This window comes from Rhodoferax sp. EU05-FHT12H12, from assembly GCF_058791215.1.
On the sequence record NZ_JBYTDI010000002.1, the window covers coordinates 76,242 to 101,756 of the forward strand.

The 25,515-nt window shown below is 62.3% G+C and carries 23 protein-coding genes; 11 read left to right on the top strand and 12 right to left on the bottom strand.

Going from position 1 to position 25,515, the window contains the following annotated elements:
* Nucleotides 1-22: 22 nt before the first annotated feature.
* From AC3WS7_RS05165 to AC3WS7_RS05175, 3 genes are all read right to left on the bottom strand, one after another.
* Nucleotides 23-1,192, bottom strand: a complete 1,170-nt coding sequence (locus AC3WS7_RS05165) for an MFS transporter (protein ID WP_492655611.1) — start codon at nucleotides 1,190-1,192, stop codon at nucleotides 23-25.
* A gap of 25 nt (nucleotides 1,193-1,217) precedes the next feature.
* On the bottom strand, nucleotides 1,218-1,943 hold the full coding sequence (locus tag AC3WS7_RS05170) for a 16S rRNA (uracil(1498)-N(3))-methyltransferase (protein WP_492655612.1): 726 nt from the start codon (nucleotides 1,941-1,943) through the stop codon (nucleotides 1,218-1,220).
* 82 nt (nucleotides 1,944-2,025) lie between these two features.
* Entirely contained in the window at nucleotides 2,026-3,180 is a 1,155-nt protein-coding gene (locus AC3WS7_RS05175; protein WP_492655613.1) for an aminoglycoside phosphotransferase family protein, read from the bottom strand.
* Nucleotides 3,181-3,282: 102 nt separating this feature from the next.
* Between AC3WS7_RS05175 and AC3WS7_RS05180 the strand changes: the two genes are divergently transcribed.
* From AC3WS7_RS05180 to rsmA, 3 genes are read left to right on the top strand one after another with little or no spacing between them, the layout of a single operon-like run.
* Nucleotides 3,283-5,688, top strand: coding sequence for an LPS-assembly protein LptD (locus tag AC3WS7_RS05180; RefSeq protein ID WP_492655614.1), 2,406 nt, complete (start codon nucleotides 3,283-3,285; stop codon nucleotides 5,686-5,688).
* 5 nt (nucleotides 5,689-5,693) lie between these two features.
* A complete protein-coding gene (locus AC3WS7_RS05185; protein ID WP_492655615.1) occupies nucleotides 5,694-7,001 on the top strand; it encodes a peptidylprolyl isomerase in 1,308 nt (435 codons plus the stop codon).
* The gene (gene rsmA, locus AC3WS7_RS05190; protein WP_492655616.1) at nucleotides 6,998-7,810 is read left to right on the top strand and encodes a 16S rRNA (adenine(1518)-N(6)/adenine(1519)-N(6))-dimethyltransferase RsmA; all 813 of its coding nucleotides are present in this window, start codon (nucleotides 6,998-7,000) and stop codon (nucleotides 7,808-7,810) included. The genes AC3WS7_RS05185 and rsmA overlap by 4 nt, the downstream gene beginning before the upstream one ends.
* A 14-nt stretch (nucleotides 7,811-7,824) precedes the next feature.
* On the opposite strand, the gene AC3WS7_RS05195 is transcribed toward rsmA, so the two are convergent.
* The 6 genes from AC3WS7_RS05195 to AC3WS7_RS05220 all read right to left on the bottom strand — a co-directional run bounded on the left by AC3WS7_RS05195 (nucleotide 7,825) and on the right by AC3WS7_RS05220 (nucleotide 14,886).
* The gene (locus AC3WS7_RS05195; protein ID WP_492655617.1) at nucleotides 7,825-9,822 is read right to left on the bottom strand and encodes a PAS domain-containing sensor histidine kinase; all 1,998 of its coding nucleotides are present in this window, start codon (nucleotides 9,820-9,822) and stop codon (nucleotides 7,825-7,827) included.
* Nucleotides 9,823-10,012: 190 nt separating this feature from the next.
* Nucleotides 10,013-10,231, bottom strand: a complete 219-nt coding sequence (locus tag AC3WS7_RS05200) for a hypothetical protein (protein ID WP_492655618.1) — start codon at nucleotides 10,229-10,231, stop codon at nucleotides 10,013-10,015.
* On the bottom strand, nucleotides 10,210-10,611 hold the full coding sequence (locus tag AC3WS7_RS05205; RefSeq protein WP_094481228.1) for a barstar family protein: 402 nt from the start codon (nucleotides 10,609-10,611) through the stop codon (nucleotides 10,210-10,212). The genes AC3WS7_RS05200 and AC3WS7_RS05205 overlap by 22 nt, the downstream gene beginning before the upstream one ends.
* A gap of 34 nt (nucleotides 10,612-10,645) precedes the next feature.
* Complete coding sequence (locus tag AC3WS7_RS05210; RefSeq protein ID WP_492656160.1) at nucleotides 10,646-10,987, bottom strand: guanyl-specific ribonuclease; 342 nt, start codon at nucleotides 10,985-10,987, stop codon at nucleotides 10,646-10,648.
* Nucleotides 10,988-11,189: 202 nt separating this feature from the next.
* Nucleotides 11,190-13,550 carry an NADP-dependent malic enzyme gene (locus tag AC3WS7_RS05215; RefSeq protein WP_296465240.1) on the bottom strand — a complete coding sequence of 787 codons (2,361 nt, stop codon included), beginning with the start codon at nucleotides 13,548-13,550 and terminating at the stop codon, nucleotides 11,190-11,192.
* A 136-nt stretch (nucleotides 13,551-13,686) separates the two neighbouring features.
* Nucleotides 13,687-14,886: an NAD(P)/FAD-dependent oxidoreductase gene (locus AC3WS7_RS05220; protein WP_492655619.1), complete on the bottom strand. Its 1,200-nt coding sequence runs from the start codon at nucleotides 14,884-14,886 to the stop codon at nucleotides 13,687-13,689.
* Nucleotides 14,887-15,019: 133 nt separating this feature from the next.
* Here AC3WS7_RS05220 and AC3WS7_RS05225 point away from each other — a divergent pair, with 133 nt between their 5' ends.
* Together AC3WS7_RS05225 and ypfH are read left to right on the top strand one after the other, a co-directional pair.
* Nucleotides 15,020-16,225 (top strand): multidrug effflux MFS transporter, encoded by a 1,206-nt coding sequence (locus AC3WS7_RS05225; protein ID WP_296465234.1) that lies wholly within the window; start codon nucleotides 15,020-15,022, stop codon nucleotides 16,223-16,225.
* Nucleotides 16,218-16,904: an esterase gene (ypfH, locus tag AC3WS7_RS05230; protein ID WP_492655620.1), complete on the top strand. Its 687-nt coding sequence runs from the start codon at nucleotides 16,218-16,220 to the stop codon at nucleotides 16,902-16,904. Before AC3WS7_RS05225 ends, ypfH begins: the two co-directional genes overlap by 8 nt.
* Before the next feature lie 20 nt (nucleotides 16,905-16,924).
* Here the strand turns inward: ypfH and AC3WS7_RS05235 are convergent, their stop codons facing one another.
* From AC3WS7_RS05235 to AC3WS7_RS05245, 3 genes are read right to left on the bottom strand one after another with little or no spacing between them, the layout of a single operon-like run.
* Nucleotides 16,925-17,305: a hypothetical protein gene (locus AC3WS7_RS05235; protein ID WP_296465229.1), complete on the bottom strand. Its 381-nt coding sequence runs from the start codon at nucleotides 17,303-17,305 to the stop codon at nucleotides 16,925-16,927.
* 1 nt (nucleotide 17,306) lies between these two features.
* Nucleotides 17,307-18,701 (bottom strand): aminopeptidase P N-terminal domain-containing protein, encoded by a 1,395-nt coding sequence (locus tag AC3WS7_RS05240; RefSeq protein WP_492655621.1) that lies wholly within the window; start codon nucleotides 18,699-18,701, stop codon nucleotides 17,307-17,309.
* A gap of 4 nt (nucleotides 18,702-18,705) precedes the next feature.
* Nucleotides 18,706-19,488 carry a nucleotidyltransferase family protein gene (locus AC3WS7_RS05245; RefSeq protein ID WP_492655622.1) on the bottom strand — a complete coding sequence of 261 codons (783 nt, stop codon included), beginning with the start codon at nucleotides 19,486-19,488 and terminating at the stop codon, nucleotides 18,706-18,708.
* Between the two features lie 70 nt (nucleotides 19,489-19,558).
* Between AC3WS7_RS05245 and AC3WS7_RS05250 the strand changes: the two genes are divergently transcribed.
* The 6 genes from AC3WS7_RS05250 to AC3WS7_RS05275 all read left to right on the top strand — a co-directional run bounded on the left by AC3WS7_RS05250 (nucleotide 19,559) and on the right by AC3WS7_RS05275 (nucleotide 25,481).
* Nucleotides 19,559-20,599 (top strand): SPFH domain-containing protein, encoded by a 1,041-nt coding sequence (locus AC3WS7_RS05250; RefSeq protein ID WP_492655623.1) that lies wholly within the window; start codon nucleotides 19,559-19,561, stop codon nucleotides 20,597-20,599.
* A gap of 111 nt (nucleotides 20,600-20,710) precedes the next feature.
* Nucleotides 20,711-22,240 carry a DUF4178 domain-containing protein gene (locus AC3WS7_RS05255; RefSeq protein ID WP_492655624.1) on the top strand — a complete coding sequence of 510 codons (1,530 nt, stop codon included), beginning with the start codon at nucleotides 20,711-20,713 and terminating at the stop codon, nucleotides 22,238-22,240.
* A 42-nt stretch (nucleotides 22,241-22,282) separates the two neighbouring features.
* The gene (locus AC3WS7_RS05260; protein ID WP_492655625.1) at nucleotides 22,283-22,966 is read left to right on the top strand and encodes a hypothetical protein; all 684 of its coding nucleotides are present in this window, start codon (nucleotides 22,283-22,285) and stop codon (nucleotides 22,964-22,966) included.
* Nucleotides 22,967-23,010: 44 nt separating this feature from the next.
* Nucleotides 23,011-24,060 (top strand): hypothetical protein, encoded by a 1,050-nt coding sequence (locus AC3WS7_RS05265; protein ID WP_492655626.1) that lies wholly within the window; start codon nucleotides 23,011-23,013, stop codon nucleotides 24,058-24,060.
* Nucleotides 24,061-24,083: 23 nt separating this feature from the next.
* Nucleotides 24,084-25,226, top strand: a complete 1,143-nt coding sequence (locus AC3WS7_RS05270; protein WP_492655627.1) for a transporter substrate-binding and LysM peptidoglycan-binding domain-containing protein — start codon at nucleotides 24,084-24,086, stop codon at nucleotides 25,224-25,226.
* 36 nt (nucleotides 25,227-25,262) lie between these two features.
* Complete coding sequence (locus AC3WS7_RS05275) at nucleotides 25,263-25,481, top strand: DUF350 domain-containing protein (RefSeq protein WP_492655628.1); 219 nt, start codon at nucleotides 25,263-25,265, stop codon at nucleotides 25,479-25,481.
* The last annotated feature ends 34 nt before the right edge of the window (nucleotides 25,482-25,515 follow it).

Here is a 25,515-nt window from a genome sequence, read left to right on the forward strand (position 1 = left end):
GCGGCCCGGCGCTGAAACCGCCTCAGGCCCGTTGCCGGCGCTGGTACAACGCCAGCCAGAGCAGGGCAGCGCCGGTCAGCAGCACCAGGGGCAGCGAGCCCAGGTTGAGCCAGGTCCAGCCGCTGGTCACCACCAGTGCCCCCGAGGCCAGGGAGCTCAGTGCCATCACTGCAAACACGGCAAAGTTGATGGCCGCCTGGGCCCGGTCTTTCTCCTCAGGTCGGTAAGCCGCCAGCGACAGCGTGGTGCTGCCGGTGAACAGGAAATTCCAGCCTACCCCCAGCAAAAACAGCGCGATGGTGAACTGGTGCAGCTCCACACCGGAAAGCGCAATGGCAATACACAGCAGGTTCAGCAGCACGCCCACACCCATGATGGTGAGCGTGCCAAAACGCTTGATCAGGTGGCCAGTGAAAAAGCCGGGCGCAAACATGCCGATCACATGCCACTCCAGCACAAAAGCTGCATCGTCAAAACCCAGGCCACATTGCTGCATGGCCAGCGGTGTGGCAGCCATCAGCAGGTTCATCACGCCATAGCCCAGTGCCGCACTGACGGCGGCCACCATGAACACCGGCTGGCGTGCAATGTCCCAGAGTGGGCGCCCCCGAACCGTCTGGGCCGTGGGCGCCTGGTGTGCTGGAAACTGCACAAACGCCATCAACACCATCGCCAGCAGCGCCACCCCGGCCAGCACCACATAGGCGCCGGCAAACGGTACGTCCAGCAGCGTACGTGTGCGCGCGGCCAGGTTGGGGCCGGCTACGGCGCCAATCAGTCCCCCGGCCAGCACCAGCGACACGGCTTTTTCGCGGAACGCGGGCAGGGCCAGTTCAGCGGCGGCAAAGCGGTAAAGCTGGCCATTGGCACTGTAATAGCCCGCCACCACGGTGGCGGCTACCAGCCACCAGAACTGTTTGTCGGCCACGGCCCAGGCGCCCAAGAGTGCGGAGACCACAGCCACGGCCAGCCCGATCTGGAACGAAACGCGTCGCCCATACCGTGCCTGTGTTTGCGCCACCAGTGGCGTGGCCAGTGCCCCGCCCACCACATAGCCCATCACCGGCAGTGTGGCCATCCAGCCATAGGGCGCCAGCGCCAGCCCCACCAGGCCGTTGATGGCGATGAAGGTCACGTTGTTGGTGAGGAACAGTCCCTGGCACAGGGCCAGCAGCCAGAGGTTGCGGTTCATGGGGATTGCCCGAAGGCGGGGTGGGTTAGGGCAGGAGCGCCAAGGTGGTGAGCGCGGCCAAGGCGGCAGTTTCTGCACGCAGTATGCGCGAACCTAGCGATACCGGGGCAAAGCCGTGGGCCAGTGCCAGGTCTTCCTCGGTGCTGCCCAGGCCGCCTTCGGGGCCGGAGAGAAACGTGGCCTCCTGCGTCAGGGGGCGGGTGTGCAGCGCTGCGCTGCTCTCGCGCAGCGACAGCAGCAGGCGCTGCGAGTCCGCCGCCGCCACCGGCAAGGTCTTGAGCCACTGCGCCAGCGTCTGCACCGGGTGTACTGTGGGCACGCGGTTGCCGCCACACTGCTCGCAGGCCGAGACGGCCACGCTGTGCCAGTGCGCCACTTTTTTCTCGGCGCGTTCACCGGCCAGGCGCAGCACGCTGCGTTCCGTCATCAGGGGCTGGATGCTGGCCACGCCCAACTCGGTGGCTTTTTCCACCAACCAGTCCATGCGGTCGTTGGCCGGCATGCCGACCGCCAGGTGTACGCGGCGGGCCGGTTCACGTGCGGTGGCGCGGGCCTGGCCCACCTGCACCTGCACATCGCTGCGGCCCATGCGGGTGACGGTGGCGTCGAACTCGCGGTGGTCTTCCCCGTTGAACAGGGTGATGGTGTCGCCGGGCTGCAGGCGCAGCACCTGCACATGGCGTGCCGCACCGGCGGGCAGCTCCAGCAGGGCGTCGGGCACCAGGGGGGCGGGGCAGTAAAAGCGGGGCATGGCGGCAGGTTTTGCTATTGAATCAGGAGCTGCTCGCGCAATATATACGGGGGCTAGAGGCCTATTTGGCTATAAATTGGTGCTACGAACGACCGAATGCAAAGACATTGGGCATCTCGATGCCCTCGATGCTTTCCACCAGGCGCAGCAGCGGCTTGAGCTGCATGTAGCGGCCACAGGTGCTGCGGATGTAGTGGATGAAGCGCGGCGTATCGGCCAAGTACTTGGGTTTGCCGTCGCGCAGGGTCAGGCGGGCAAAGATGCCGGCAATTTTCAGGTGGCGTTGCAGGCCCATCCATTCCACGCCGCGGTAGAACTCGCCAAAGTCGTCGCCCACGGGCAGGCCAGCCTTGCGGGCCTTTTCCCAGTAGCGGATGGTCACGTCCAGGCAGAAGCTTTCGTCCCAGCTCAGGAAGGCGTCACGCATCAGGCTGGCGATGTCGTAGGTGATGGGGCCGTAGACCGCGTCCTGAAAGTCGAGCACGCCCAGCGTGGTGGCATCCAGTTTGGGCGGCAGGCCTGCCAGGGGAACCATCAGGTTGCGCGGCATGAAGTCGCGGTGCACATAGACACTGGGCCAGGACAGGTTGTTTTCAATCAGCAGGGCAAAGGTGTCGTCCAGCACCTTGCGCTGGGCCGCATCCAGGGTGACCTGGCGGTGTGCACCGATGTACCACTGCGGGAACAGTTCCAGCTCGCGCAGCAGCAGCGCGTGGTCGTAGGGCGGCAGCACGTCGGGTTTGGAGGCCAGTTGCCACTGCAGCAGCGTGTCCACCGCGCCCAGGTAGAGGTCCAGCGGCGGCGCACTGAGCGCCTGGCCGGTGACGCTGATGGCGGGGTCCAGGTCGCCGCGCGCGGCCATGAACTGCATCATGGTCAGCGTGCCCAGGTCGCTCAGCAGCATGAAGCCATGCGACGGGTCCCAATCCAGGATCTCGGGTGCGTGCAGTCCGGCCTGGGTGAGCAGCCCGGCAATGTCCACAAAGGGCTGGCAGTTTTCCTTGTCGGGTGGTGCGTCCATGATGACCCGCGTGCCATTGGGGCCCTGCACCCGGAAATAACGGCGAAAGCTGGCATCGGCCGAGGCCAGGCCCAGGCTGCTGGCATCCAGCTGGTGGGTGGCTTGTACCTGGGCGAACCAGGTGGCAAACAAGGCCTGGCGCACCGGGTCAGACCAGTGGATGTCGGCGTTGGCGGCGGTGGGGGCGTTCGGGGGAAGGGCGGTGCTTGGGCTCATGGATAATCCATTCTACAAAGCCCCTTGGCAGCGCCTGATGCGCCCACCCGGTAGTGGCTGTTTCTTTGAACCGATTTGCCGACCGACCCTGCGCCCTGCCCCATGCGTTTTTCTCTGCGCGACCTGACCAGCAGGCCGACCCCCTGTTTGCCCCCACTGACCCGACAGGTTGCCTTGGTGGCCTTGGCGTGCGCGCAGATGGCGGCGCAGGCCCAGCAGGAGGCGCCCGCCACCAACCCCGAGGCTGAGCCTGCCCGCCTGACGACCAGCCCCAGGCTCGTCGAGTCTTTGTCGCCAGCCCAGCGCAACGAAGCACCGACCTTTCTGATGGGCGAGCGCATCTCCGGCCGCCCGGACCTGGAGACCGTGGTGGAAGGCCAGGCCGAGCTGCGCAAGCCCGGCACCGTCATCAAGGCCGACCGGCTGGAGTACGACGCAGCCACGGACCGCGCCAAGGCCAGCGGCAACGTGCGCATCAACCGCGGCGGCAATGTGTTTGAAGGCCCCTTGCTGGAACTGCAGGTGGAGACCTTCGAGGGCTTCTTTGTGGAGCCCCGCTACCAATTTCTGCAGGGGGATGCCCATGGCGAGGCCAGCCGCGCCGACTTTGTGGATGCCAATACCACCGTGGTCCACAACGCCACGTACACCACCTGCCGACGCAAACCCGGCCCCAGCTGGATGCCCGACTGGGTGCTCAAGGCAGCGAACATCGAATTTGACAGTGGCGAAGATGTAGGTGTGGCCCATGGCGGCTACCTGAGCTTCAAGGACGTACCCATCCTGCCGGTGCCGGCCATCAGTTTCCCGCTGAGCGACAAGCGCAAATCTGGTGTGTTGCCCCCCACGATTGGCGCCGACAGCGTCAACGGCTCGCAACTCAGTGTTCCGTACTACTGGAACATTGCGCCCCAACGCGATGCCACCATCACGCCTACGCTGATGACGGCGCGTGGCGTGGATCTGGGCGGGGAGTTCCGCTACCTTGAACCCACCTACTCGGGGGTGTTGCGCGCCAATTACATGCCCGGTGACAAGCTGCGCAGTGCCGACCGCTGGGGCGCATCGATCAACCAGACCGGCACGGTGGACACCGGCTGGCCCGAGGTGGGCCAGGTGAGCTACCTGCTGAACGTGAACCGCGTCAGCGACGACAACTACTGGCGCGATTTCACCAGCTCCTCGAACGGGACTTTGACGCAGCGTCTTCTGCAAAGCAATGGGTCCGTGAGCTGGTCGCAGGGCCCTTACAGCCTGAGTGCCAGTGTGCTGAAGTGGCAAACGCTGCAAGATGCCACGTCGCCTATCGTGCCGCCCTATGACCGTGTGCCCCAGCTGGTAGCGCGTTATGCGCAGACCAACGACCGCGGGTTTGACTGGTCGGTGGAAGGCGACTTCACCCAGTTCGAGGCAGACCGCAGCCTCACGCTGCAGCCCAATGCGCAGCGTGTCTATGGCCTGGCCCAGGTCAGCTACCCCTGGCTGGGTTCGGCCGGTTTTGTGGTGCCCAAGCTGCAGTTGCACACCGCGGCGTACCAGTTTGACGCCATGCTGGCCGATGGCACCCGCTCGGCCGACAGCACGGTGCCGACCTTCAGCCTGGATGCGGGCCTGGTGTTTGAGCGCGACACCAGCTACTGGGGCCAAAGCATGGTGCAGACGCTGGAGCCGCGCCTGTTTTATGTGCGCACGCCCTACCGCAACCAGAGCCTGCTGCCCAACTACGACACCGGTGCCAATGACTTCAACTTTGCCACCATCTTCACCGAAAACGCCTATGGCGGGCACGACAAGATTTCGGACAACAACCTGCTCACCTTCGGGTTGACGACGCGCTTTCTGGATGCCAGCAGCGGCGCGCAACTGGCCCGCTTCGGCATTGCGCAACGTTTCCGGTTTGAAGACCAGTTGGTTACCCTCACGCCCACCACGGAGCCAGCCCGCGCGGGCTTCAGTGATGTGCTGCTGGGGGCGAGTGTGAATGTCAATGAGCGCTGGGCACTGGATTCCACGGTCCAGTACAACCCCCGCACCGACAAGTCGGTGCGCTCCACCATCGGCGCCCGCTACAGCCCCAGCAGCTACCGGGTGCTCAATGCAGCCTACCGTTTTCAGCGCGATGTGAGCGAGCAGGTGGATGTGAGCTGGCAGTGGCCGCTCAACGACCTGTGGGGAGACCGCGGGCAGGACCTGGGCACCGGCCGTGGCCAAGGGGAAGGTCGCTACTACGCCGTGGGTCGCATGAACTACAGCATGAACGAGCGTCGCCTGGTCGACACCATTTTGGGTGTCGAGTACGATGCGGGCTGCTGGCTGGCACGGGTGGTGGTGGGACGGGTACAGACCAGCACTTCCTCGGCCACCGAGAGCATCAAATTCGAGCTGGAATTCGTGGGCTTCACCCGCTTGGGCGTGAGCCCCTTGTCAACACTGAAATCCAATATTTCGCGCTACCAGAACTTGCGTGACGCCAGCGGCTCCAACAGCCGCTTCAGTAACTACGATTGAAAACCATGAAATTTCGCCTGTGGGCCACGGCCCTTGCCTGTGTGTGCGGTTTGGCTCTGCCATCGCTGCACGCGCAAACCAGCCAGTCACTGGATTACATCGTGGCGCTGGTCAATTCCGAACCGATTACGCACCAGGAACTGGAGCGTGACATCAAGCGCGTGGCGCAACAAATCGTGCAGCAGGGCCAGGCCATGCCGCCCGCTGCCGAACTGCGCCGCTTGGTGCTGGAGCGCATGATCAATGACCGTGCCCAGCTGCAGCTGGCCCGGGAAACCGGTATCCGCATTGACACTCCGGCCATCGACCGGGCCGAACAAGCCGTGGCGACGCAGAACGAAGTGGATGTGGCCGGCCTGCGCGAGCGCCTGGCCAAAGACGGTGTGAGTGTGGACACCTTCCGCAATGGTCTGCGTGACCAGCTCATGCTCAACCGCCTGCACGAACGCGACGTGGAGTCCACCATCAAGGTTTCCGATGTGGACGTGGAGCGCGCAATGCAAGCCCAGCTGGCAGCCAACACCGACCCGCTGACCTTTGACATCAACCTGGCCCAGATTCTGGTGGCGGTGCCCGAAAAAGCGACTGCTGAGCAGGCTGCCGCCATTTTTGTGCAGGCCAAACGCTTGCTCGATCGCGTCCGTGCGGGGGAAGATTTTGACCGTGTGGTGAAAGAAGCCTCGGCGGCCGACCGCAACAACGGGGGCCAGTTGGGTCTGCGCCGCGCCGACCGCTATCCCCTGCTTTTTGTGGAAGCCACGCAGGCACTCAAGGTGGGTGAGGTGTCCGAGATCGTGCGCTCTGGTGCCGGTTTCCACATCCTCAAAGTCATAGAGAAACGGCCCCCCCCCCGCTTGGTGCAAACCGTGGTCCAGAGCCACGCGCGCCACATTCTGCTGCGCAGCAGCCCCCAACTCTCGCAGGCCCAGGCGATCGCCAAGCTGGCCGATGCGCGCCAGCGCATCATGGGTGGCAAAACTGACTTTGCCAATGCAGCGCGCAGCCTTTCCCAGGACACGTCCGCCGAGCAAGGCGGTGATCTGGGGTGGGCCAACCCCGGCATGTTTGTGCCAGAGTTTGAGGAAGCCATGAATGGACTCAAGGAACGTGAAATCAGCCAGCCCGTGGTGTCGCGGTTTGGTGTGCACTTGATACAGCTCCTGGAGCGCCGCCGCGTGGAGCTGAGCCCGCAGCAGGTGCGCGAGTCGGTACGCAACCAGCTGCGCCGCAGCCGCTACGACGAGGCCTACCGCAACTGGGCCCAGGATGTGCGCGGCCGCGCCTATGTGGAAATGCGCGAGTTACCCCAATGACCCAGCCGCACATTGCCCGCAAGCGCTTCGGCCAGCATTTCCTGTCCGATGGCGGCATCATCGATGCCATCGTGCGGGCCATTGACCCCAAGCCGGGTGACCCCATGGTGGAAATTGGCCCCGGCCTGGCCGCGCTGACGCAGCCGCTGGTGGAGCGGCTGGGCCACCTCACGGTGATCGAGCTGGACCGCGACCTGGCCAAGCGCCTGCGCAGCCACGGGCAGCTGACCGTGATCGAGTCTGATGTGCTAAATGTGGACTTTAGCCTTATAGATACTGCGCCAGCAGCTACTAAAACAATAGCAAGCACGATGCCCGTGCCGCGCCCCAAACTGCGCGTGGTGGGCAACCTGCCGTACAACATTTCCACCCCCATCCTGTTCCACCTGCTGGACCATGTGGGTTGCATCGAAGACCAGCACTTCATGCTGCAAAAAGAGGTGATCGACCGCATGGTGGCGCTGCCCGATACCTCCGACTTCAGCCGCCTGAGTGTGATGCTGCAGTGGCGCTACGCCATGGAGGATGTGCTGTTTGTGCCACCGGAGAGCTTCGACCCGCCGCCGCGCGTGGACAGCGCCGTGGTACGCATGGTGCCGCTGGCCCAGCCGCCAGCCATCGACCAGCGCCTGTTCTCCGAGATGGTGCAGGTGGCGTTCAGCCAGCGCCGCAAACTGTTGCGCCACACCCTGGGCCGCTGGCTGGAGGACAAAGGGTTCGCCGGTACCTTCGACGTACAGCGCCGTGCCCAAGAAGTGCCGGTGCAGGATTACCTGGACCTGGTTCAGCAGTTGCACCCCGCAGCCTGAAGGGGCGGCGTGCCTTAGCCGTCGCTGAGGTGCAGACTGGCGGCACCTTCCACACGCTCGGGCGCGGTGATTGGCAGGGTGATGCTGAACGTGGCACCGGCCCCGGGGCGGCTGTGGACCTCGATATGGCCCCCCAGCACGCTGTGCACCAGGTTGTGCACGATGTGCAGGCCCAGCCCTGAACCGCCCTGGCCCAGCCGGGTGGTGAAGAAGGGGTCGAATACGCGGTGCAGGTTCTCGGGTGTGATGCCGCGGCCACTGTCGCGTACCTCTATCACCACCTGCTTGCCATCCTGGGCCCACGCCTGTACCTCAATCTTGCCCGCATCGCCGGGCGCAAAGCCGTGCAGTACCGCGTTGTTGATCAGGTTGGTCAGCACCTGCCCCAGCGGGCCGGGGTAGCTGTCCATGACCAGGGCTTCCTCGATGTGGGTGTGGACGCTGCATGCGGTTTTGCGCAGCGCCGGGTTCAGCGTCACCAGAATTTCTGCGACCACGGCGCCGAGGTCAAACTTGCGCCGCTGGGAGCTGGTCTGGTCCACCGCCACTTGCTTGAAGCTGGCCACCAGGGCGGCAGCACGGCCCAGGTTGCGCACCAGAATCTCGGAGGCCAGTTGCATGTCGGTCAGCAGCGTTTGCAGGTCCGACTTGCGCAGACCGCTGTGCATCAGCCCTTGAAAGCTCTCAATGCGGTGCTCCAGTGTGCTGGCCACGGTCAGGCCATTGCCAATCGGCGTGTTCAGCTCATGGGCCACCCCGGCGACCAAGGCACCGAGTGCTGCCAGTTTCTCGCTTTGAACCAGCTGGTTCTGCGCGATTTGCAGAGTGGATAACGCCTGGGACAACTCCTCGTTAGCCCCTTGCAGCTCCGCCGTGCGCCGCGCTACGCGAGCCTCCAACTGTGCATTGAGCTCCAGAATGCCCTCTTGGGCGTGTTTGCGTTCGGTGATATCAAAGTAGGTGAACAGCACCATGGTGCGCCGCAACTCGTCAAACAGACGCGTGGACAGTGAGATCCAGCGCAACTCGCCGTCGCGACGGCGCATCTGCACCTCGACATCCGTGAAGGCGGTACCTTCTGCCGTCTGGCGCAGCAGCCGTACCCGCTCCTGCGGGTTTACCCATACATTGAGCGTCAGGCCCGATTTACCCTGGTCTTCCACCGGGTCAAAACCGAAGGCCTCGAACCATGCCAGATTCCACTGCGTGGTCTGGTACTGGTTCTCGTCGCTGGAATAACACATGGGCAGCGGCGACTGGTCGAACAAGCGTGCAAAGCGGGATTCGCTCTCTTGCAGGGCGCGAGCTGCCTTGCGTTCATCTGTGACGTCGCGCAGGAGGGCAATGATGTAGTGCTCGCCACGGGACTCAAACGCCACCGCATTGAGCAGGGCTTCGCGGACCTGGCCCTTGGCATTCAAGGCCATGGGAAAGTCGTACACCGCACCTTCTGATTCCAGCAACTGGATCAGGCTGGGGCGCTTGTCCGGTTCGGCCCAGATACGCAGTTCGGTGGAAGTCTTGCCCAACGCGTCTGCCCGGGCAATGCCGGTGATGCGTTCGAAGGCGGCATTCACCTCGACATACCGTCCATCGGTGACGCGCGAGATGGACATGAAATCCGGCGTGAGCTGGAACGCCGCCTTGAACTGTTCATGCACGATGTTGTGCTCGGTCACATCGCGGGCAATCCAGACGGCGTGCGAGTGTTCCGGGCTGTCCAAGGCGATCAGGGTGCAATTGACCACGCAGTCGCGCAGGGCCCCATCGCGTCGGCGCAGCGTGACCATGCGGTTGCGGACCGAACCTTCCCGCATCATGTCTGCAACCAGTGCGGTGCGCTGCTCGGGATGGGCCCAGACATTGAAGTCCAGCATGCGCCGTCCCAAGACCTCTTCCTGGCGGTAGCCGCTGATGGCCTCGAAACCGGAGTTGGCCCTGGCAATCGTGCTGTCACTCAGGCGGGTGATCACAATCCAGTCAGCACTGGTATTGAAGATCCGCGAGAACATGTCCTCTCCATCCGAGAGCGCGTTCAGAATCCGGCGCTTCAACGCCTTGGGGATAAGCCTTGCCAGGATGCCCATGCCAACGAGTGTCTATGTGTTTGGCGCAATAGTACAGCGCTGAAAAACGCAAAAGCCTGTCGCGGGGACAGGCTTTGCCGCGGAACCAATGGGTTCCGCGCGGGGCGTCAGTCGCTCAGGCTGCGGCCAGCCAGTACCCTGCGTTGAAGGGGCTGCTCATGCGCAGTGCCAAGGGAGAAACGTCCAACAACTTGTCGGTCGGCATTTTCTCTCCGGCGTCGGTGCCCAACTCCACGCCCACCACCTCGGTAGGTGCGGCTTCATTACTTGCCTCGTTCGCCCGTTCTGCTTGGCTGGTGTGTGCAGAACGGGCTACAGAAAAGAATAGAAGCATCGGAATGGAATCTTCCGGTCTCCCCAGTAATCGGCGGTGTCGCGGAAGATGTCCAGCAGCTGTTCGCGCGCTTCCTTGTCGAACTTCACGTTCGCAGGGATGTGCTCCAGCACGGCAATAAAGCCGGGCTGTGGGCCCGATTTGTGCACCGGGTCGGTCATGCTGTCGTACAAGGCGTCGAAGTTTTTGCTGACCGTGGTGGGCAGCATGAACTGCTGACCAATCATGTCCAGCACATCCTGCTTGGTTTGGGCATTGGCCAGGTTGGCGTACAGAAAGTGGTGTCCCAAGCCTTGGGCGGCTTCCTGCAGATCCGACACCCGGAAGGCGCGGATCGATTGAACGATGTTCGTTCTGACAGTTCGAAGTGGCATATCCATCCCCGATTCTCTTTCTCAAAGTACAAAATTCAAATCAAGGCACGATCTTGCGAAAATTCGCATAGTGATCGGCCGTGTAATAACAGGCATCTGGCACGGTGGCCGGGCCACCGCATACCAACCGGCGTGCGCCACGGGTCGATGCACCCGGGGTTTTGACGGTGTACTCGCGGTAATACCCACGGGTATTCAGGGGCAGCAGACGCTCTCGGTTACCGAAGACCACGCCATCTTTGGCGTAGGGGAAGGGGCCGCCTTGCCGGACCAGCGCGTAAGTGGTTTGGGCCTGGACTGGCAGACTACCCAGTGCAACTTCGGTACCGGGCGGCAAAGACCGCGTATCTTTGGCAAAGAGGGAGCCGGCAACCAGTGCCAGGCTCAAGAACAAGCCAGTGAGTACTAACTTGGAATCACCCTTGCGCACCCTGAATCCTTGTGTGTTTACTGCGGGTAAACCCGAAAAAGCAAGCGCATAGTGTCGCGTATCCGGCACAAAAAAGCAAGGCCTTGCTCAAGAAATGAGCAAGGCCTTGCGGGTTTTTACAGACTAAAGTGTGTACTAACTGTTAGGGCAATGTCTATCGGGTCGCGTTGGCGTCCGCCACCGTCAAGGCCGTCATATTCACAATGCGGCGCACGGTGGTGCTGGCGGTCAGCACATGCACCGGCTTGGCGGCGCCCAGCAACACGGGGCCAATGGCAATGTTGCCACCTGCAGCCGTTTTGAGCAGGTTGTAAGCAATGTTCGCTGCGTCGATGTTGGGCAGCACCAGCAGATTGGCATCACCTTGCAGGGTGCTATTGGGCATGAGCGCTTTGCGGGCGGCACCATCCAGTGCCACGTCGCCGTGCATTTCGCCATCCACTTCCAGCCACGGAGCTTGCTCGCGCAGAAGCTCCAGGGTTCGGCGCATTTTGATCGCGCTGGGCTCGTTGCTGCTGCCGAAATTGGAGTGGCTGAGCAGGGCGGCCTTGGGCTTGAAGCCGAAGCGCATCATCTCTTCGGCGGCCATGACCGTGATTTCGCACAGTTGCTCAGCCGTCGGGTCGTAGTTGACGTGGGTGTCGACCAGGAATACCTGGCGGTTGGGCAGCATCAGACCGTTCATGCAGGCATAGATCTGTACGTCTTGCGGTGTGCTGGGGCTGCCGCCATGGCGTCTGCCGATGACCTGGTCGATGTAGTGCAAATGGGTCGCGGTGGTACCCCATGTGCCGCAAATCAGGCCATCCACATCGCCCTTGTGCAACAGCATGGAGCCGATCAGGGTCAGGCGGCGGCGCATTTCGATCTTGGCCATCTGCACCGTCACGCCTTTGCGCTCGGTCATCTGGTGGTAGGTTTGCCAGAAGTCGCGGTAGCGGTGGTCTTGCTCGACGTTGACCACGTTGTAGTCCACGCCTTCCTTGAGGCGCAGGCCAAACTTCTCCACACGCTCGGCAATCACCGCAGGCCGACCGATCAGTGTGGGCAGCGCCAAGCGCTCGTCCACCACAATTTGGGCAGCGCGCAGGACGCGTTCATCTTCGCCTTCTGCGTAGGCCACGCGTTTGCGCAGGGCCTTCTTGGCGGCGTTGAAGATGGGTTTCATCGTGGTGCCAGAGGCATAGACAAAACTCTGCAGTCGCTCGCAGTAGGCGTCCATGTCGGTGATGGGGCGCAGCGCCACGCCACTGTCCGCTGCCGCTTGTGCGACGGCTGGGGCGATCTTCATCATCAGGCGCGGGTCAAACGGCTTGGGGATCAGGTATTCGGGGCCGAACGCCAGTTGTTCGCCCACATAGGCGGCTGCCACCACTTCGCTCTGCTCGGCCTGCGCCAATTCCGCAATGGCGTGCACCGCGGCAATTTCCATTTCCAGGGTGATGGTGGAGGCCCCTGCATCCAGCGCACCACGGAAAATGTAAGGAAAGCACAGGACGTTGTTGACCTGGTTCGGGTAGTCTGTGCGGCCGGTGGCCATGATGGCGTCGTCGCGAACGGCCTTGACCTCTTCCGGCAAAATTTCCGGCGTGGGGTTGGCCAAGGCGAAGATCAAGGGCTTGTCTGCCATGGACTTGACCATGTCAGGTTTGAGAACGCCACCTGCGGAGAGGCCCAGGAAGATGTCTGCGCCCACTATCACTTCGCGCAGCGTGCGCGCATCGGTCTTTTGGGCGAACTGGATCTTGTCCTCGTCCATCAGTTCAGTGCGGCCCTCGTAGACCACACCGGCCAAGTCTGTGACATAGATGTTCTCGCGTGGAATCCCCAGCTTTACCAGCAGGCCCAGGCAGGCCAGCGCGGCAGCACCGGCGCCTGAGGTCACCAGCTTCACGTGTTTGGGGTCTTTGCCGGCGACCTTCAGGCCGTTCAGGATGGCCGCGCCCACACAGATGGCAGTGCCATGCTGGTCGTCGTGAAACACCGGAATCTTCATGCGCTCACGCAGCTTGCGCTCCACGTAAAAGCAGTCGGGTGCCTTGATGTCTTCGAGGTTGATGCCGCCGAAGGTGGGCTCCAGCGAGGCAATGATGTCGACCAGTTTGTCCAGGTCGTGCTTCTCATCGATTTCGATATCGAACACATCAATGCCGGCGAACTTCTTGAACAGAACCCCCTTGCCTTCCATCACCGGCTTGGAGGCCAGCGGACCGATGTCGCCCAGGCCCAATACGGCAGTGCCGTTGGTAATGACGGCCACCAGGTTGCCCCGGCTGGTGTACTTGAAGGCGTTGTTGGGGTCTTTGACAATTTCTTCGCAGGGCGCGGCCACGCCGGGCGAGTAAGCCAGGGCCAGGTCATGCTGGTTGATCAACTGCTTGGTCGCACAGATGGCAACTTTCCCGGGGGTGGGGAACTCGTGGTACTCCAGCGCGGCCTGGCGCAACTGGGCCTTTTTTTCGACCGAGTTGGACACTGGCGGGTGGGGAACAAGAGCGGCGGGTGGCTGGGGCATTGAAGGTCCTCTGGACGAGGGGCCTTGCACAGTTGCATGCCCCTCAGTGCGGTCATGGGTTGTGGATTGTAGACCTGGCTACCTAATCCCTTGTCGCAGAAGCATGAAACTTTATGCGCATAAAGAATGGGGTTATTCAGGCTTGTGTGGCCTTGCTTTGTTCCATGCGGCGGGCCGTGCTTGCGCCCGTCAATACAAAACCGCGCTGCACGCCGTCGGCATCCACGAACTGCCAAAAGCCCTCGCCATCCCCGGCTTTCCATGTGCCTGGCTGGTCGGGGTGTGGTGCGGCCACCACCGTAGGCAAAGCCGGGGTTTTGATGCTCACGGGCATGAGCGGAAACACCAGGGGTGTGGCCGTGCCGGCCAGTGTGGCGGCCAGGGCTCGGGCGGCGTTCATGATGGGCATCACGTAGGGCAAGGTGCGCTGCCCGGCCGAGGCGTATTGCGCGCAATCGCCCAGCGCATAAATGCCGGCGGCCGAGGTTTGCAGCAGGTCGTTCACCACAATGCCACGTTCGCAGGCCAGGCCCGCGGCGGCGGCCAGCGTGGTGTCGGCACGCAGGCCCACAGCGCTGAGCACCATGTCGGCGCCTACCGTGCTGCCATCGGCCAACTGCACCTGCAGCCCGCCTTGTTGCTGGTCCAGGTGGGTCACAGTGGTCCCCAGATGCCACACCACACCGCGCGCCAGCAGGGCGGCCTGCAGTTGCTCGCCGGCTTCAGCAGGCAGCAACAGGGCCAAGGGGCGGGGGGATGGGTCCACCACATGCACCGTGGCGCCGGCGAGCAACAGGTCGTTGGCAAACTCGCAGCCAATCAGGCCCGCACCCATGATGACGACGGTTTTGCCGGAGGCCACTCCGGTCGCGCCGGGGTCCAGTCCCAGTGCTTGGTGGAAGACCGCAAAGTCGTCCAGGGTGTTGATGGACTTCACCTGGCTTGCTGCATTGCCGCCCATCGGGATGCGGATGGGCTGGGCGCCCGTGGCCAGCACCAGTCGGCTGTAGTGCAGTGTCTGGCTTTGGCCTTCATGGGACACGACCACGCTGCGCGCCGCCTTGTCCAGCGATTGCACCCGGTGGTGGGCCAGCAAGGTGACGTTCAGGGTCTCCGCCATCTTGGCTGCAGGCGTGCTCACCAGCTGGGCGGGCGTGCGCTTCTGGGCGTAGGCGTTGGACAGGGTGGGTTTGGCGTAAAAGTCGCCACTGTCGGCGGTCGCCAGCACTACCGGGGTGGTGGTGTCCAGCTTGCGGAATTCGCGGACGGTGGTCCAACCGGCGAGACCTGCCCCAATGATGAGAAGAGGGGCGGTCGAAGAGGATGTATCAGTCATGGGGCTTTGCAGTGAGGGACTCAACGCCGTATTAGAGCCCAAGCCGACGGGGCGCCTGGCGGTCGTTTTTGTGCGAACGTCAAAGTATCCCTATGCCCCCACAGGTTGGGGGGTGAAGGGTATTCTCCAAGCCATGAAATCTTCGTTTTTTGGCACCGCACTGGTGCTCGGTCTGCTGTCGGCGATTGGCCCGTTTGCCATCGACATGTACCTTCCCGCCCTGCCCTCCATCGGGCAGAACCTGGGGGCCTCCATGGGGGCCGTGCAGGCCAGTTTGATGGCCTTCTTCATCGCTTTGGGCATTGGCCAAATCATCTACGGGCCCGTGTCGGACATGGTGGGACGCAAACCCCCGCTGTACTTTGGTCTGGTGTTGTTTGCCGTGGCCAGCGTGGGCTGCGCCCTGGCGCCGGACATTGAAACCTTGGTGGTGCTGCGTTTCATCCAGGGCCTGGGCGCTTGCGCTGGCATGGTGGTGCCACGTGCCGTGGTGCGCGACCTGCACACCGGCCACGACGCTGCGCGCCTGATGTCGCTGTTGATGCTGGTGTTCAGCGTGTCGCCCATTCTGGCGCCGCTGGCGGGCAGTGTGTTGATCGAGACTGTGGGCTGGCGCAGCGTGTTCTGGGCGGTGATGGTGGCTGCGTTGCTGGGCATCGTGTTGCTGGCCACCAGCCTGCCCGAAACCCGTACCGCCCAAGACCGCGTCAACAGCAGCGTGGGCAGCGCCATTGCCGCATACGGCGTGTTGCTGCGTGACCGGCATTTCCTCGGTTTGGTGTTCATCGGCGCCTTTGGTATTTCCAGCTTCTTTGCCTACCTGGCCAACTCCTCGTTTGTGCTGATCGATCACTACGGGCTGACGCCTCGCCAATACAGCCTTGCGTTTGCTGCCAACGCGGCGTCCTTCATTGGTATCTCGCAGTTCACCGGCAAGCTCAGCGCGCGGTTTGGCTTGGTGCGCCTGGTCAAGTTTGCGGTGGTGGGCTATGCCGCCATGATGACGCTGCTGCTGGCGATCAATCTGGCCGGTGTGGACCGGCTGGACGTGATGATTGGTGTGCTGTTTGTGGGCTACGGCTTTTTGGGCCTGGTGGTGCCGACCACCGCGGTGCTGGCGCTGGAAGAGCATGGCAGCATTGCAGGCACGGCCTCGGCCCTGATGGGAACGCTGCAGTTCGTCACCGGTGCGGTGGTCATGGCGCTCACCGGTCTGTTTGTGGATGGCAGCGCACGCCCCATGGTGGCGGGCATCGCGGGCTCGGCCATCGTGGCACTGGTGCTGGCGCGGCTGACCCTGGGCCATGCCCAGCGTTTGGAGGAGAAAGCCTATGTCTGAAGCCGTTGTGGTGCAGCGCCCTGCGGGGCCAGCCAAGCAGCTCATGCTGTTGCAACACGGCGTGGGTGCGACACCCCAGGGGCTGGTGCCCTTGGGCCAACGCCTGGCCCAGGCCTTTCCTGATGCCCTGGTGGTCAGTGTGCAGGCGCCGCATCCCTCGGACCTGGGGCAGGGTTACCAATGGTTTTCGGTGCGTGGCATCACCGAGGAAGACCGGCCCGCACGCGTGGCCGAAGCCATGCCCGCCTTTGTGGCTATGGTTCAGGATTGGCAGCGCCAAAGCGGCGTGGGGCCCGAGGCCACTGCGCTGATTGGGTTTTCCCAGGGCGCCATCATGTCGCTGGAAGCCACGCAGTTGCCGCAGCATCTGGCGGGTCGTGTGGTGGCCTTGTCTGGCCGCTTTGCCGCGCTACCGCAGGCACCCCACCCCCACACCACCCTGCACTTGGTGCACGGCAAGAGCGATGCCGTCATCCACTATGGCTATACCGTCACCGGTGCAGAGCACCTGATCAGCCTGGGTGCCGACGTGACCGCCGATGTGATCCCCTTCCTGGGCCACGAAATCAATGATGCGGTGATGGACACGGTGATGGAGCGCCTGCTTGGCCACCTGCCCAAGCGCCACTGGGAAGAGGTGCAGCGTGCTGCAGAGGACGGGGACGCGTCACGCCCGTAGCGGGCGGAGGCCCGCAGGCATCAGCGTGGTGCCTGGCGCAATGCGCCATCCAAAAATTCAATGCCCCACACCGGCGGGCCATCCCCGCGTGAGCGGCCCGGAGGCAACTCGCCGCTCATGAACACCTTGACGATGGCGGTGCGTACCTCTTGGGTGTCCAGCAGCTCTTCGTACGAGCCATTCACGCGCAGATAGTCTCCCGCGGGCGAGATGGCGAGCAGGCCATACTCCTGGCCCCAGCGCACCACCCCAATCACCACATGCGGACTCTTGGCAATCACAAAAGCCTTGACCGCATTGCGCCGCAGTGAGACGGTCAGTGGCCCCCGCTCCAGTCGCAAGGCCAGCGCGGCCCGCTGGGGGCTGCTGTCTTTGCTGGTGGGGCGGGCGGAGGCGGCCATGTCAGTCGCGCATCAGCGCTTCAATCGCATCCGGCTCCACCGGCACCCCCCGGGTGATCAGTTCACAACCCGTGTCGGTGACGATGGCGTCGTCCTCGATGCGGATGCCGATGTTGTGGAACTGCTCCGGCACGCCGGGCGCCGGGCGCACGTACATGCCAGGCTCGATCGTCAGCACCATGCCACTGCGCAAAATGCGCGCTGGCCGGTTGACGATGTCGGCCCCGGTCAACGCGTCCTTGCGCACGCTGCCCTGGCCCAGTTCGCTGGGCTCGGTGTAGCTGCCGCAGTCGTGCACGTCCATGCCCAGCCAGTGGCCGGTGCGGTGCATATAAAACTGGAAGTAAGCACGGCTCTCGATCACATCGTCCAGGCCGCCCACGGCGTTTTTGTCCAGCAGTCCCAGGTCCAGCATGCCTTGGGCCAACACCTTCACGGTGGCCTCGTGCGGGTCGGTGAAGCGGGCGCCCGCCTTGGTGGCGTCTATCGCGGCAATTTGGGAGGCCAGCACCAGCTCGTACAGCGCGCGCTGTGGCCCGCTGAATTTGCCATTGGCCGGGAAGGTGCGGGTGATGTCGCTGGCGTAACCGTCCAGCTCGCAGCCCGCGTCAATCAGCACCAACTCGCCATTGCGCACCTGGCCGGCGTCGGCGCGGTAGTGCAGCACACAGGCATTGGCTCCCGCGGCCACGATGGAGCCATAGGCCGGGTACTGCGAGCCCTGCTGGCGGAACTCGTGCAGCAACTCGGCGTCGAGGTGGTACTCGCGCACGTCCTGGCCGGCGCGCAGCATGCGGGCCGAGCGCTGCATGGCGCGGATGTGGGCCTGCGCGCTGATCTGCGCGGCGCGGCGCATGGTGTCCTGCTCGTAGGCGTCTTTGATCAGCCGCATTTCGTCCAGCGGGCCGCAGAGGTCGCGCACCTGTTCGGGGGTGAGCGCGCCATAGCGCACCCGGGCGCGCAGTCCGCTGAGCCAGCCGTCCACCCGGGTCTCCAGGCCCTTGTGTGTGGCAAAGGGGTACCACACCGCATCGGCCCCATCCAGCAGCGCGGGCATGCGCTGGTCCAGTTCATCCACCGAGTAGGCCGCGTCCACGCCCAGTGCAGCCGGTGCTGCATCGGGCCCCAGGCGAAAACCGTCCCAGATCTCGCGTTCCATATCCTTGGGCTGGCAAAACAAGGTGGTCTTGCCATCCCCCGTAATCACCAGCCAGGCCCTGGGCTCGGCAAAGCCGCTCAGGTAATGGAAGTAGCTGTCAAAACGGAAAAGAAAGTCGCTGTCGCGGTTGCGCTGTTGCTCGGGTGCGGTGGGCAATACGGCCACGCCGTGCTTGCCAATGCGCGCGGCCAAGGCTGCACGGCGGGCGGCGTAGTGGGCGGATAGGGGGTGTGTCATGGTGTCAGTGGTTCAGTTCTGCCAGCCGCTCGGGCGTGCCGACATCGGTCCAGCGGCCAGTGTAAATCTCAGCGCTCACCTGCGCTTGCGCCATGGCTTTGCGCAGCAGCGGGGCCAGCGGTGCTTTCACACCTTCCGGGTTACCGGGCGGGATGTCGCACCAGGGCGCCGCAAACAGGGCATGGTGGAACAGTGCAAAGGTGCTGAAGGTGTAGCGCGGCGTGGGGCTGTCGGCGGGTGGGTCGGTGCACAGGCCTACGCCTTGCGCGTTCACCTGTTCCAGGCCAAAGTCGCCACGGCGGTGGTGTGCCGGGTTGGGCACCAGCCACAGGTGGGCCAGCTTGCCGCTGGCGGCAAAGCGGTCGAGCGCAGCCTGGGTGAAGACAAAGTCGGGTGCATACACATCACCCGCCATGGACCAGAACACCGGCGCCAGCTGCGGCAGCGCGCGGGCAATGCCGCCCGCCGTCTCCAGTGCGCCGCCAAAGTCCTGCCCTTCGTGCGAGTAGGAAAGAGAGATTTGCTCTGTTTTTGATAGCTGCTCGCGAATATTTGACGGGGGCTTGAGGCCTAAAACATGCTTAAAACGGGCCTCTATCTGCTCACCGAGCCACGCCGTGTTCACCACCGCGCTGCCAAAACCACCCTGGGCCAGCGCCTCCAGGTGGTACTGCATCAGGGGTTTGCCTTGCACGGCGAGCAAGGGTTTGGGGCAGGTATCGGTCAGCGGGCGCATGCGCTCGCCGCGGCCGGCGGCGAGCACGATGGCGGAGGACAGGGAAGACATGGGCGCAGAGCATAGCCCAGTGCCACGGCCTGCGGCTATCATCTTCCCCACACATATTCAGGAGGGCACCATGGGACTGATGGACTTCATCAAGAAACAGTTTATTGACGTCATTCAATGGACTGAGGAAGACGATGGCACGCTGGCCTGGCGCTTCCCCATGGCGGGTATGGAAATCCAGAACGGCGGCACGCTGGTCGTGCGGGAGTCGCAGCTGGCGGTGTTTGTGAACGAGGGCAAGGTGGCTGATGTGTTTGGCCCCGGCACGCACACGCTGACTACCCAGACCCTGCCGGTGCTGACCTACCTCAAGAACTGGGACAAGCTGTTCGAGTCCCCCTTCAAGAGTGATGTGTACTTCTTCAGCACGCGCCAGCAGATCGACCAGAAGTGGGGCACGCCCCAACCCATCACCATCCGCGATGCGGACTTTGGCGCCGTGCGCCTGCGCGCCTTTGGCAACTACAACTTCCGCATTGCCGACCCCAAGCTGTTCCACACCGAAATCTCGGGCACGCGCGAGAGTTACACCACGGCCGACATCGACGGCCAGCTGCGTGGCCTGGTGTTGCAGAACATCAGCAATGCGGTGGCCAGCAGCGGCATTGCCTTTTTGGACCTGGCGGCCAACCAGCTGAGCTTTGCACAGGCGCTGGTGCGCCAGCTGGCGCCCGAGTTTGAAAAGATTGGCCTGAAGCTAGAAGGCATGACGGTGCAAAACGTCTCCTTGCCCGAAGAGCTGCAAAAAATCCTGGATCAGAAGATCGGCATGGGCATGGTCGGCAACGACATGGGCAAGTTCATGCAGTACCAGACCGCACAGGCCATCCCCAAGTTTGCCGAAGGCGCAGGCTCCGGTGGTGGCGTGGCGGGCGATGCCATGGGTCTGGGGGCTGGCGTGGCCTTGGGCCAGGTGCTGGCGCAGAACCTGGCCGCTGGACTGCAGGGCAACGCGGCTCCTGCTGCAGCCGCAGTGGTGCAGGCTGCGGGTGTGAAGCCAGAAGACGTGATGGCCACGTTGGAGAAGCTGGGCGACCTGAAATCCAAGGGCATCCTGACGCAGGAAGAGTTTGACGCCAAGAAGGCGGAACTGCTGAAGAAGCTGGTGTAGTCGTCGACGCGGCGGGCGGAGCGGCCGAGCGTTCTGCTGCGTGTCCCCCGCCCTTCGGGCTCCTCCTTTACCTCCGCATAACCCTCGGTCACCCAGACTCCTCTTCACGCCTTGGCACTCGACACTAGCAACACCCAACGCGCCTACCGGGCCCCGTGTCCGGGCTGTGGTGCGCCTGTCAGTTTTTTGAGTGCGCAGAGCACGCATGCGGTGTGCGGCTTTTGCCAGAGCACCGTGGTGCGCAATGGCGACGTGTTGCAGCGCATCGGCAAGATGGCCGAGCTGTTCGACGACCACAGCCTGTTGCAGTTGGGCGCCGGCGGCACCTGGAACGGCCAAAGCTTCACGCTGCTGGGGCGGCTGCAATACAAGTACGGCGAAGGCACCTGGACCGAGTGGCATGCAGTGCTGGGGGATGGCAGCAGTGCGTACTTGAGCGAAGACAACGGCGCCTATGTCTTCACCACAGCGCAGGCCGTGCAGCGCGAGATGCCGCCGGCCGATCGCTTCCGTGTGGGGGCCACCACGGCCATCAATGGCAAGTCGTTTACCGTCGCCTCCAACCAGTCGGTCGCACTGATCGCGGCGCAGGGCGAGTTGCCGCGCCTGCCTGAGTTGGGCACCAGCTTTGCGATGGTGGAGCTGCGCAGCCAGGCGGTGGACGCCAAGGGCGCGGGCGAGGTGCTCAGCGTGGACTACAGCAGCCAGCCGACCAGCGTGAGCATGGGCCAATCGGTGCTGCTGGAGGACCTGAAGCTCACGGGCCTGAAGGACGAATCGGCCAAGGATGAGAAGGGCCGGCAGTTCGCCTGCCCGAACTGCGGCGCCACACTGACCGTGAAACTGGCCGGCAGCCAGAGCATGAGCTGCGGTTCGTGCAACAGCATCATCGACCTGTCGCAGGGCATAGGCGGCGAACTCAAACACGCGATCCAGGACGAGCCGGTGCAGCCCTTGATCCCGCTGGGCACTACAGGCACGCTGCAGGGCGCGCAGTGGCAGGTGGTGGGCTTTCAGCACCGCATGGGGACTGACCCGTCCGACCCCGACGAGCACTTCGGTTGGGAGGAGTACCTGCTGTACAACGCCAAACGCGGCTTCATCTTTTTGGTGGATTCCACCGAGGGCTGGAGCGTGGTGCGCCCTGCGACCGGAGCGCCGGTGGTGAGCGACAACCGGCAAAGCGCCAAATACCTGGGCACGCACTACCAGCTCAAGGAAAGCTACACCGCGCGCACCAACTATGTGGTGGGCGAGTTCTACTGGCAGGTGCAACGTGACCAGGTGACGGAAAACCGCGACTACAGCAGCGGCAAAAATCTGCTGTCGCTGGAACAAACGGCCAACGAGCTGACCTGGTCGGTGGGCAACACGATTGACAGTGCGACGGTGGCCATGGCCTTCAAGTTGAAGGACAAACAAGACCTGCTCAAACGCGCCGACGTGGGGCCGCTGGTGTCCGGCACCAACCCCTTGATGCGCCAGGAGTTTTGGGTGTTTATCGTGGTGGTGCTGTTCTTCGTGGCGATGACACGCTGCTCACCCGACTGTGACCCGAACGTGGAGAACTGCTCCGGCAGCAGCTACCGTTCCTCGGGCGGATCGTACGGCGGCTTCTCATCGGGCGGCGGGCACAAATAAATTCGGTATATTTTTCATTTACTCGGAGAGGGAGAGGGCAACATGTCGGAAAACGATAATTCCAAAGATGACGGTCAGGGACTGTTGGCAAAGATCAAAAATGTGCTGTTTGAACCCGAACCGCCTGCGGCCACGACTTCAGCCGCTGCGGTGACGCCTTCCGCTGGGGAAAGCATCAATCGACCTGTACCGCCCGCGTTGAACAACCCCATGGCCGATCGCATGATGGCCATCGTGATGGACAGAACCACGGCCTATACGGCGCTGATGGAGGCCATTACCCCGCTGGAGGGCTACATCGCTGACGAAGGCTCGCGCTACAAAGCCGCCTTTGGGATTGTGGGCAAGACGCGCAGCCTCGAACAGATCATTCAATCGATAGACATGCAGCATCTGCCGGCTCTGGAGGCAGAAACCCAGCGCTTTCAGACACAGGCGTCGGCACAACAAGATCAGCAGGTTCACGCCCGAGGACGGGAAATGGAGACTTTGCGCAAAATCATTACCGACACGGAGCAGGAGCAAAAGCAAATGGAGCGCCGGCTGGTGCAGCTCCGTCAGGACGCGGCCAACGCCATGGAAAAAATTGGCGAGATAGAAAAAGAAATGGCGCAAAAGCAGCGCGATATTGCGCAAGTGAACCAGCAGTTTGAAGAAGCGCTAGCCACCGTCAAGGGCCGGATGGTGGAAGCCCGGACCAAAGTTCTGAAGTACTTGGGGAGCTGAATCATGCGCCTCCCCCAACGTTTGACAGCCAGAAAGGCCAAATGATGACCGACCTCATACCGCAGAATTTCAAGCCCAAAAATTTCTGGGAGCGCCCCGAAGGGGTTACCGGACAAATAGTGGGTGTGACCCTGGTGGCAGGTACTGGGTACCTGCTGTACAAGGCATTGCCCTACATCATCACCTTGCTGGAGAACACGATCTACGCCACTCTGCTGGGGGTTGCGGCAGTGGTGTTGGGTTTCGTGGTTTCCGACAAGCGCTTCTGGCGTCTGGGCAAGTACATGTACATGAGCCTGATGCGCAAGATCACTCAGATCTTTGTGGAGATTGACCCCATCGGCATCATGAAGAACTATGTAGAAGAGCTGGAAGGCAAGCTCGCCAACATGAACACGCGAATTGCCAAATTGTCTGGAATGATCCGTCAATGCAAGGAAGAAATCAGCAACAACAACAAGTCGCGCGATGGTTCCATGCGACTGATGAGTGAGGCCAAGAAACAGAACAAGACTATGGATCTGGCGCTTGCCTCCCGCGAGGTAGGGCGCATGAACGATGCCAATTTGACGTATCAGGACTTGTTGGCCAAGCTGGAGCTGCTGTACCGCGTCCTCACCAAGTACCAAGAAGTCTCCAGCTTCCTCATCAAAGACATGAAGAGCGAGATCAAGGTCAAGGAGCGTAAGAAGGAGATGATGGATAACGCCTACTCTGCCATTAAGTCTGCGCAGGCCATCATCAATGGAGACCCCGATACCCGTGCCATGTTTGATATGGCCAATGAATACCTGGCGGCAGACTACGCCATGAAGATCGGGGAGATCGAAGACTTTGCTCGCATGTCTGACAGTTTCATGCGCTCGGTGGATCTGAACAATGGCATCTACGAGGCAGACGCCATGCAGATGCTGGCCGAGTGGGAGAAGAACGCGGAGTCCCTGGTGCTGGGTGACACCAAGCGCTTGCTGATTGAGAACAATGCGTCGAATGCCCTGCCCAGCACATTGACCCAACATGTCCGCCAGAACGTTCCGACCGGTCCTTCGACCGATGGTGTCGATTGGTTCAAGTCCCAGTCCGATAACAAATAACTCAACGAATTCAGAGAAGATATATGGCTTTAAAACCCTTTCCCCGCCTGGTTCTCATTGCCGTCGCCGTGGGCGGTGCAATGTATGGCTTCATCAAATTCAACGAATCACGCAAACAAGAGGCTAGCGATGCCCACGCCCCGATAGCCGCGAATGTGCCAGCTGCCCCTGCCAAACCGCAGGAGCAGGCACAGCCTGCAGCGTCTGCCGCCGCGGCCGACACCTACAGCACGATCGTGGGAAAAGGTGTGGTGCGTGCCAGCGTGCAATCCCCTTCACCACCGTTCTATTATGTAGAAAATGGCCGCCCACAAGGCTTCAACTATGAGTTCTTGAAGGTGTTGTTTGCGCAATCGGAGTTTGTGCAAAAACACAAACAAATTGCCGTGGATACGGACAATGTGGTGGACACCTACCCCGCTGTGCCAGAGGCTTTGCTGAAGACGGATAACCGTGGCAACGCCACCGTCGATATTGCGATTGATGGCCTCACCTTCTCCGATGAGGATCTGCCTGGCGTGGTGTATTCCATTCCCTATGTCGATGACTTTGGCTATGCACTGATCACACCCAGGTCCTCCTCCATCAAAAGCATTGCAGATGTGAATGGCATGACCATCGGGATCCTCAAGGGTGACCCCGATGTAAAGGCCTATGCATCCCAGCAGTTTCCCAAGGCCCGCCTAGTTGAACTCAGCGATGCCTCCATTAACGGTCAACGGATCTGGATCCAACATTTCATCAAGGGTGGAAAGGTCGATGGTGTGATTTATGACTACCCGTTTGCTGTTTCAGAGATACGCGGTACCGACCTTCAGTTTGCCGTCTCCAAGCTCCCTGGTTCCGATCTCAAATACAAAATCGGTGTACGCAAGGGCGACGCACAGTTGCTGGAGAACCTGAACATTGCGATTCGCAAGGTCAAGGCCGGCCCGGAGTATCTGGACCTCATTAAGAAATACTTCATGAGTGCCAATCTGGCTCAGGTTAAAGGGGCCGATCGCAATGAAGTCGTCTACGTAGTCAAGGTGGGCGACACCCTGTCCAAAATTGCGGCGGCGCAGTTGGGCAATAGCCAGCGCTACACCGAAATCGAGACACGCAACAACCTTCCCAACCCCAACCTAATTCAGGTCGGGCAAAAACTGGTGGTGCCCAAGGGCTGATGGTTCACGCCTGCAACGTGCAGTGCATTTAAGGAGATGACCATGGAATGGTTGAAACCGGATGTGGTGTTGGGCTCGGTGTTGTATGCGGTGATGGGGGTGCTGATTTTCTGGATCTGCTTCCTCATCATTGACAAGATCACGCCCTACAACCTGTGGTTGGAGATTGTGGAAAAGCAGAACAAGGCGCTGGCCCTGGTGGTGGCGGCCATGTCGCTGGGCATTTGCATCATCGTGGCGGCTGCCATCCATTGATGCCCCCACGCTCCACCGCTGCGCGGGTCGCTGC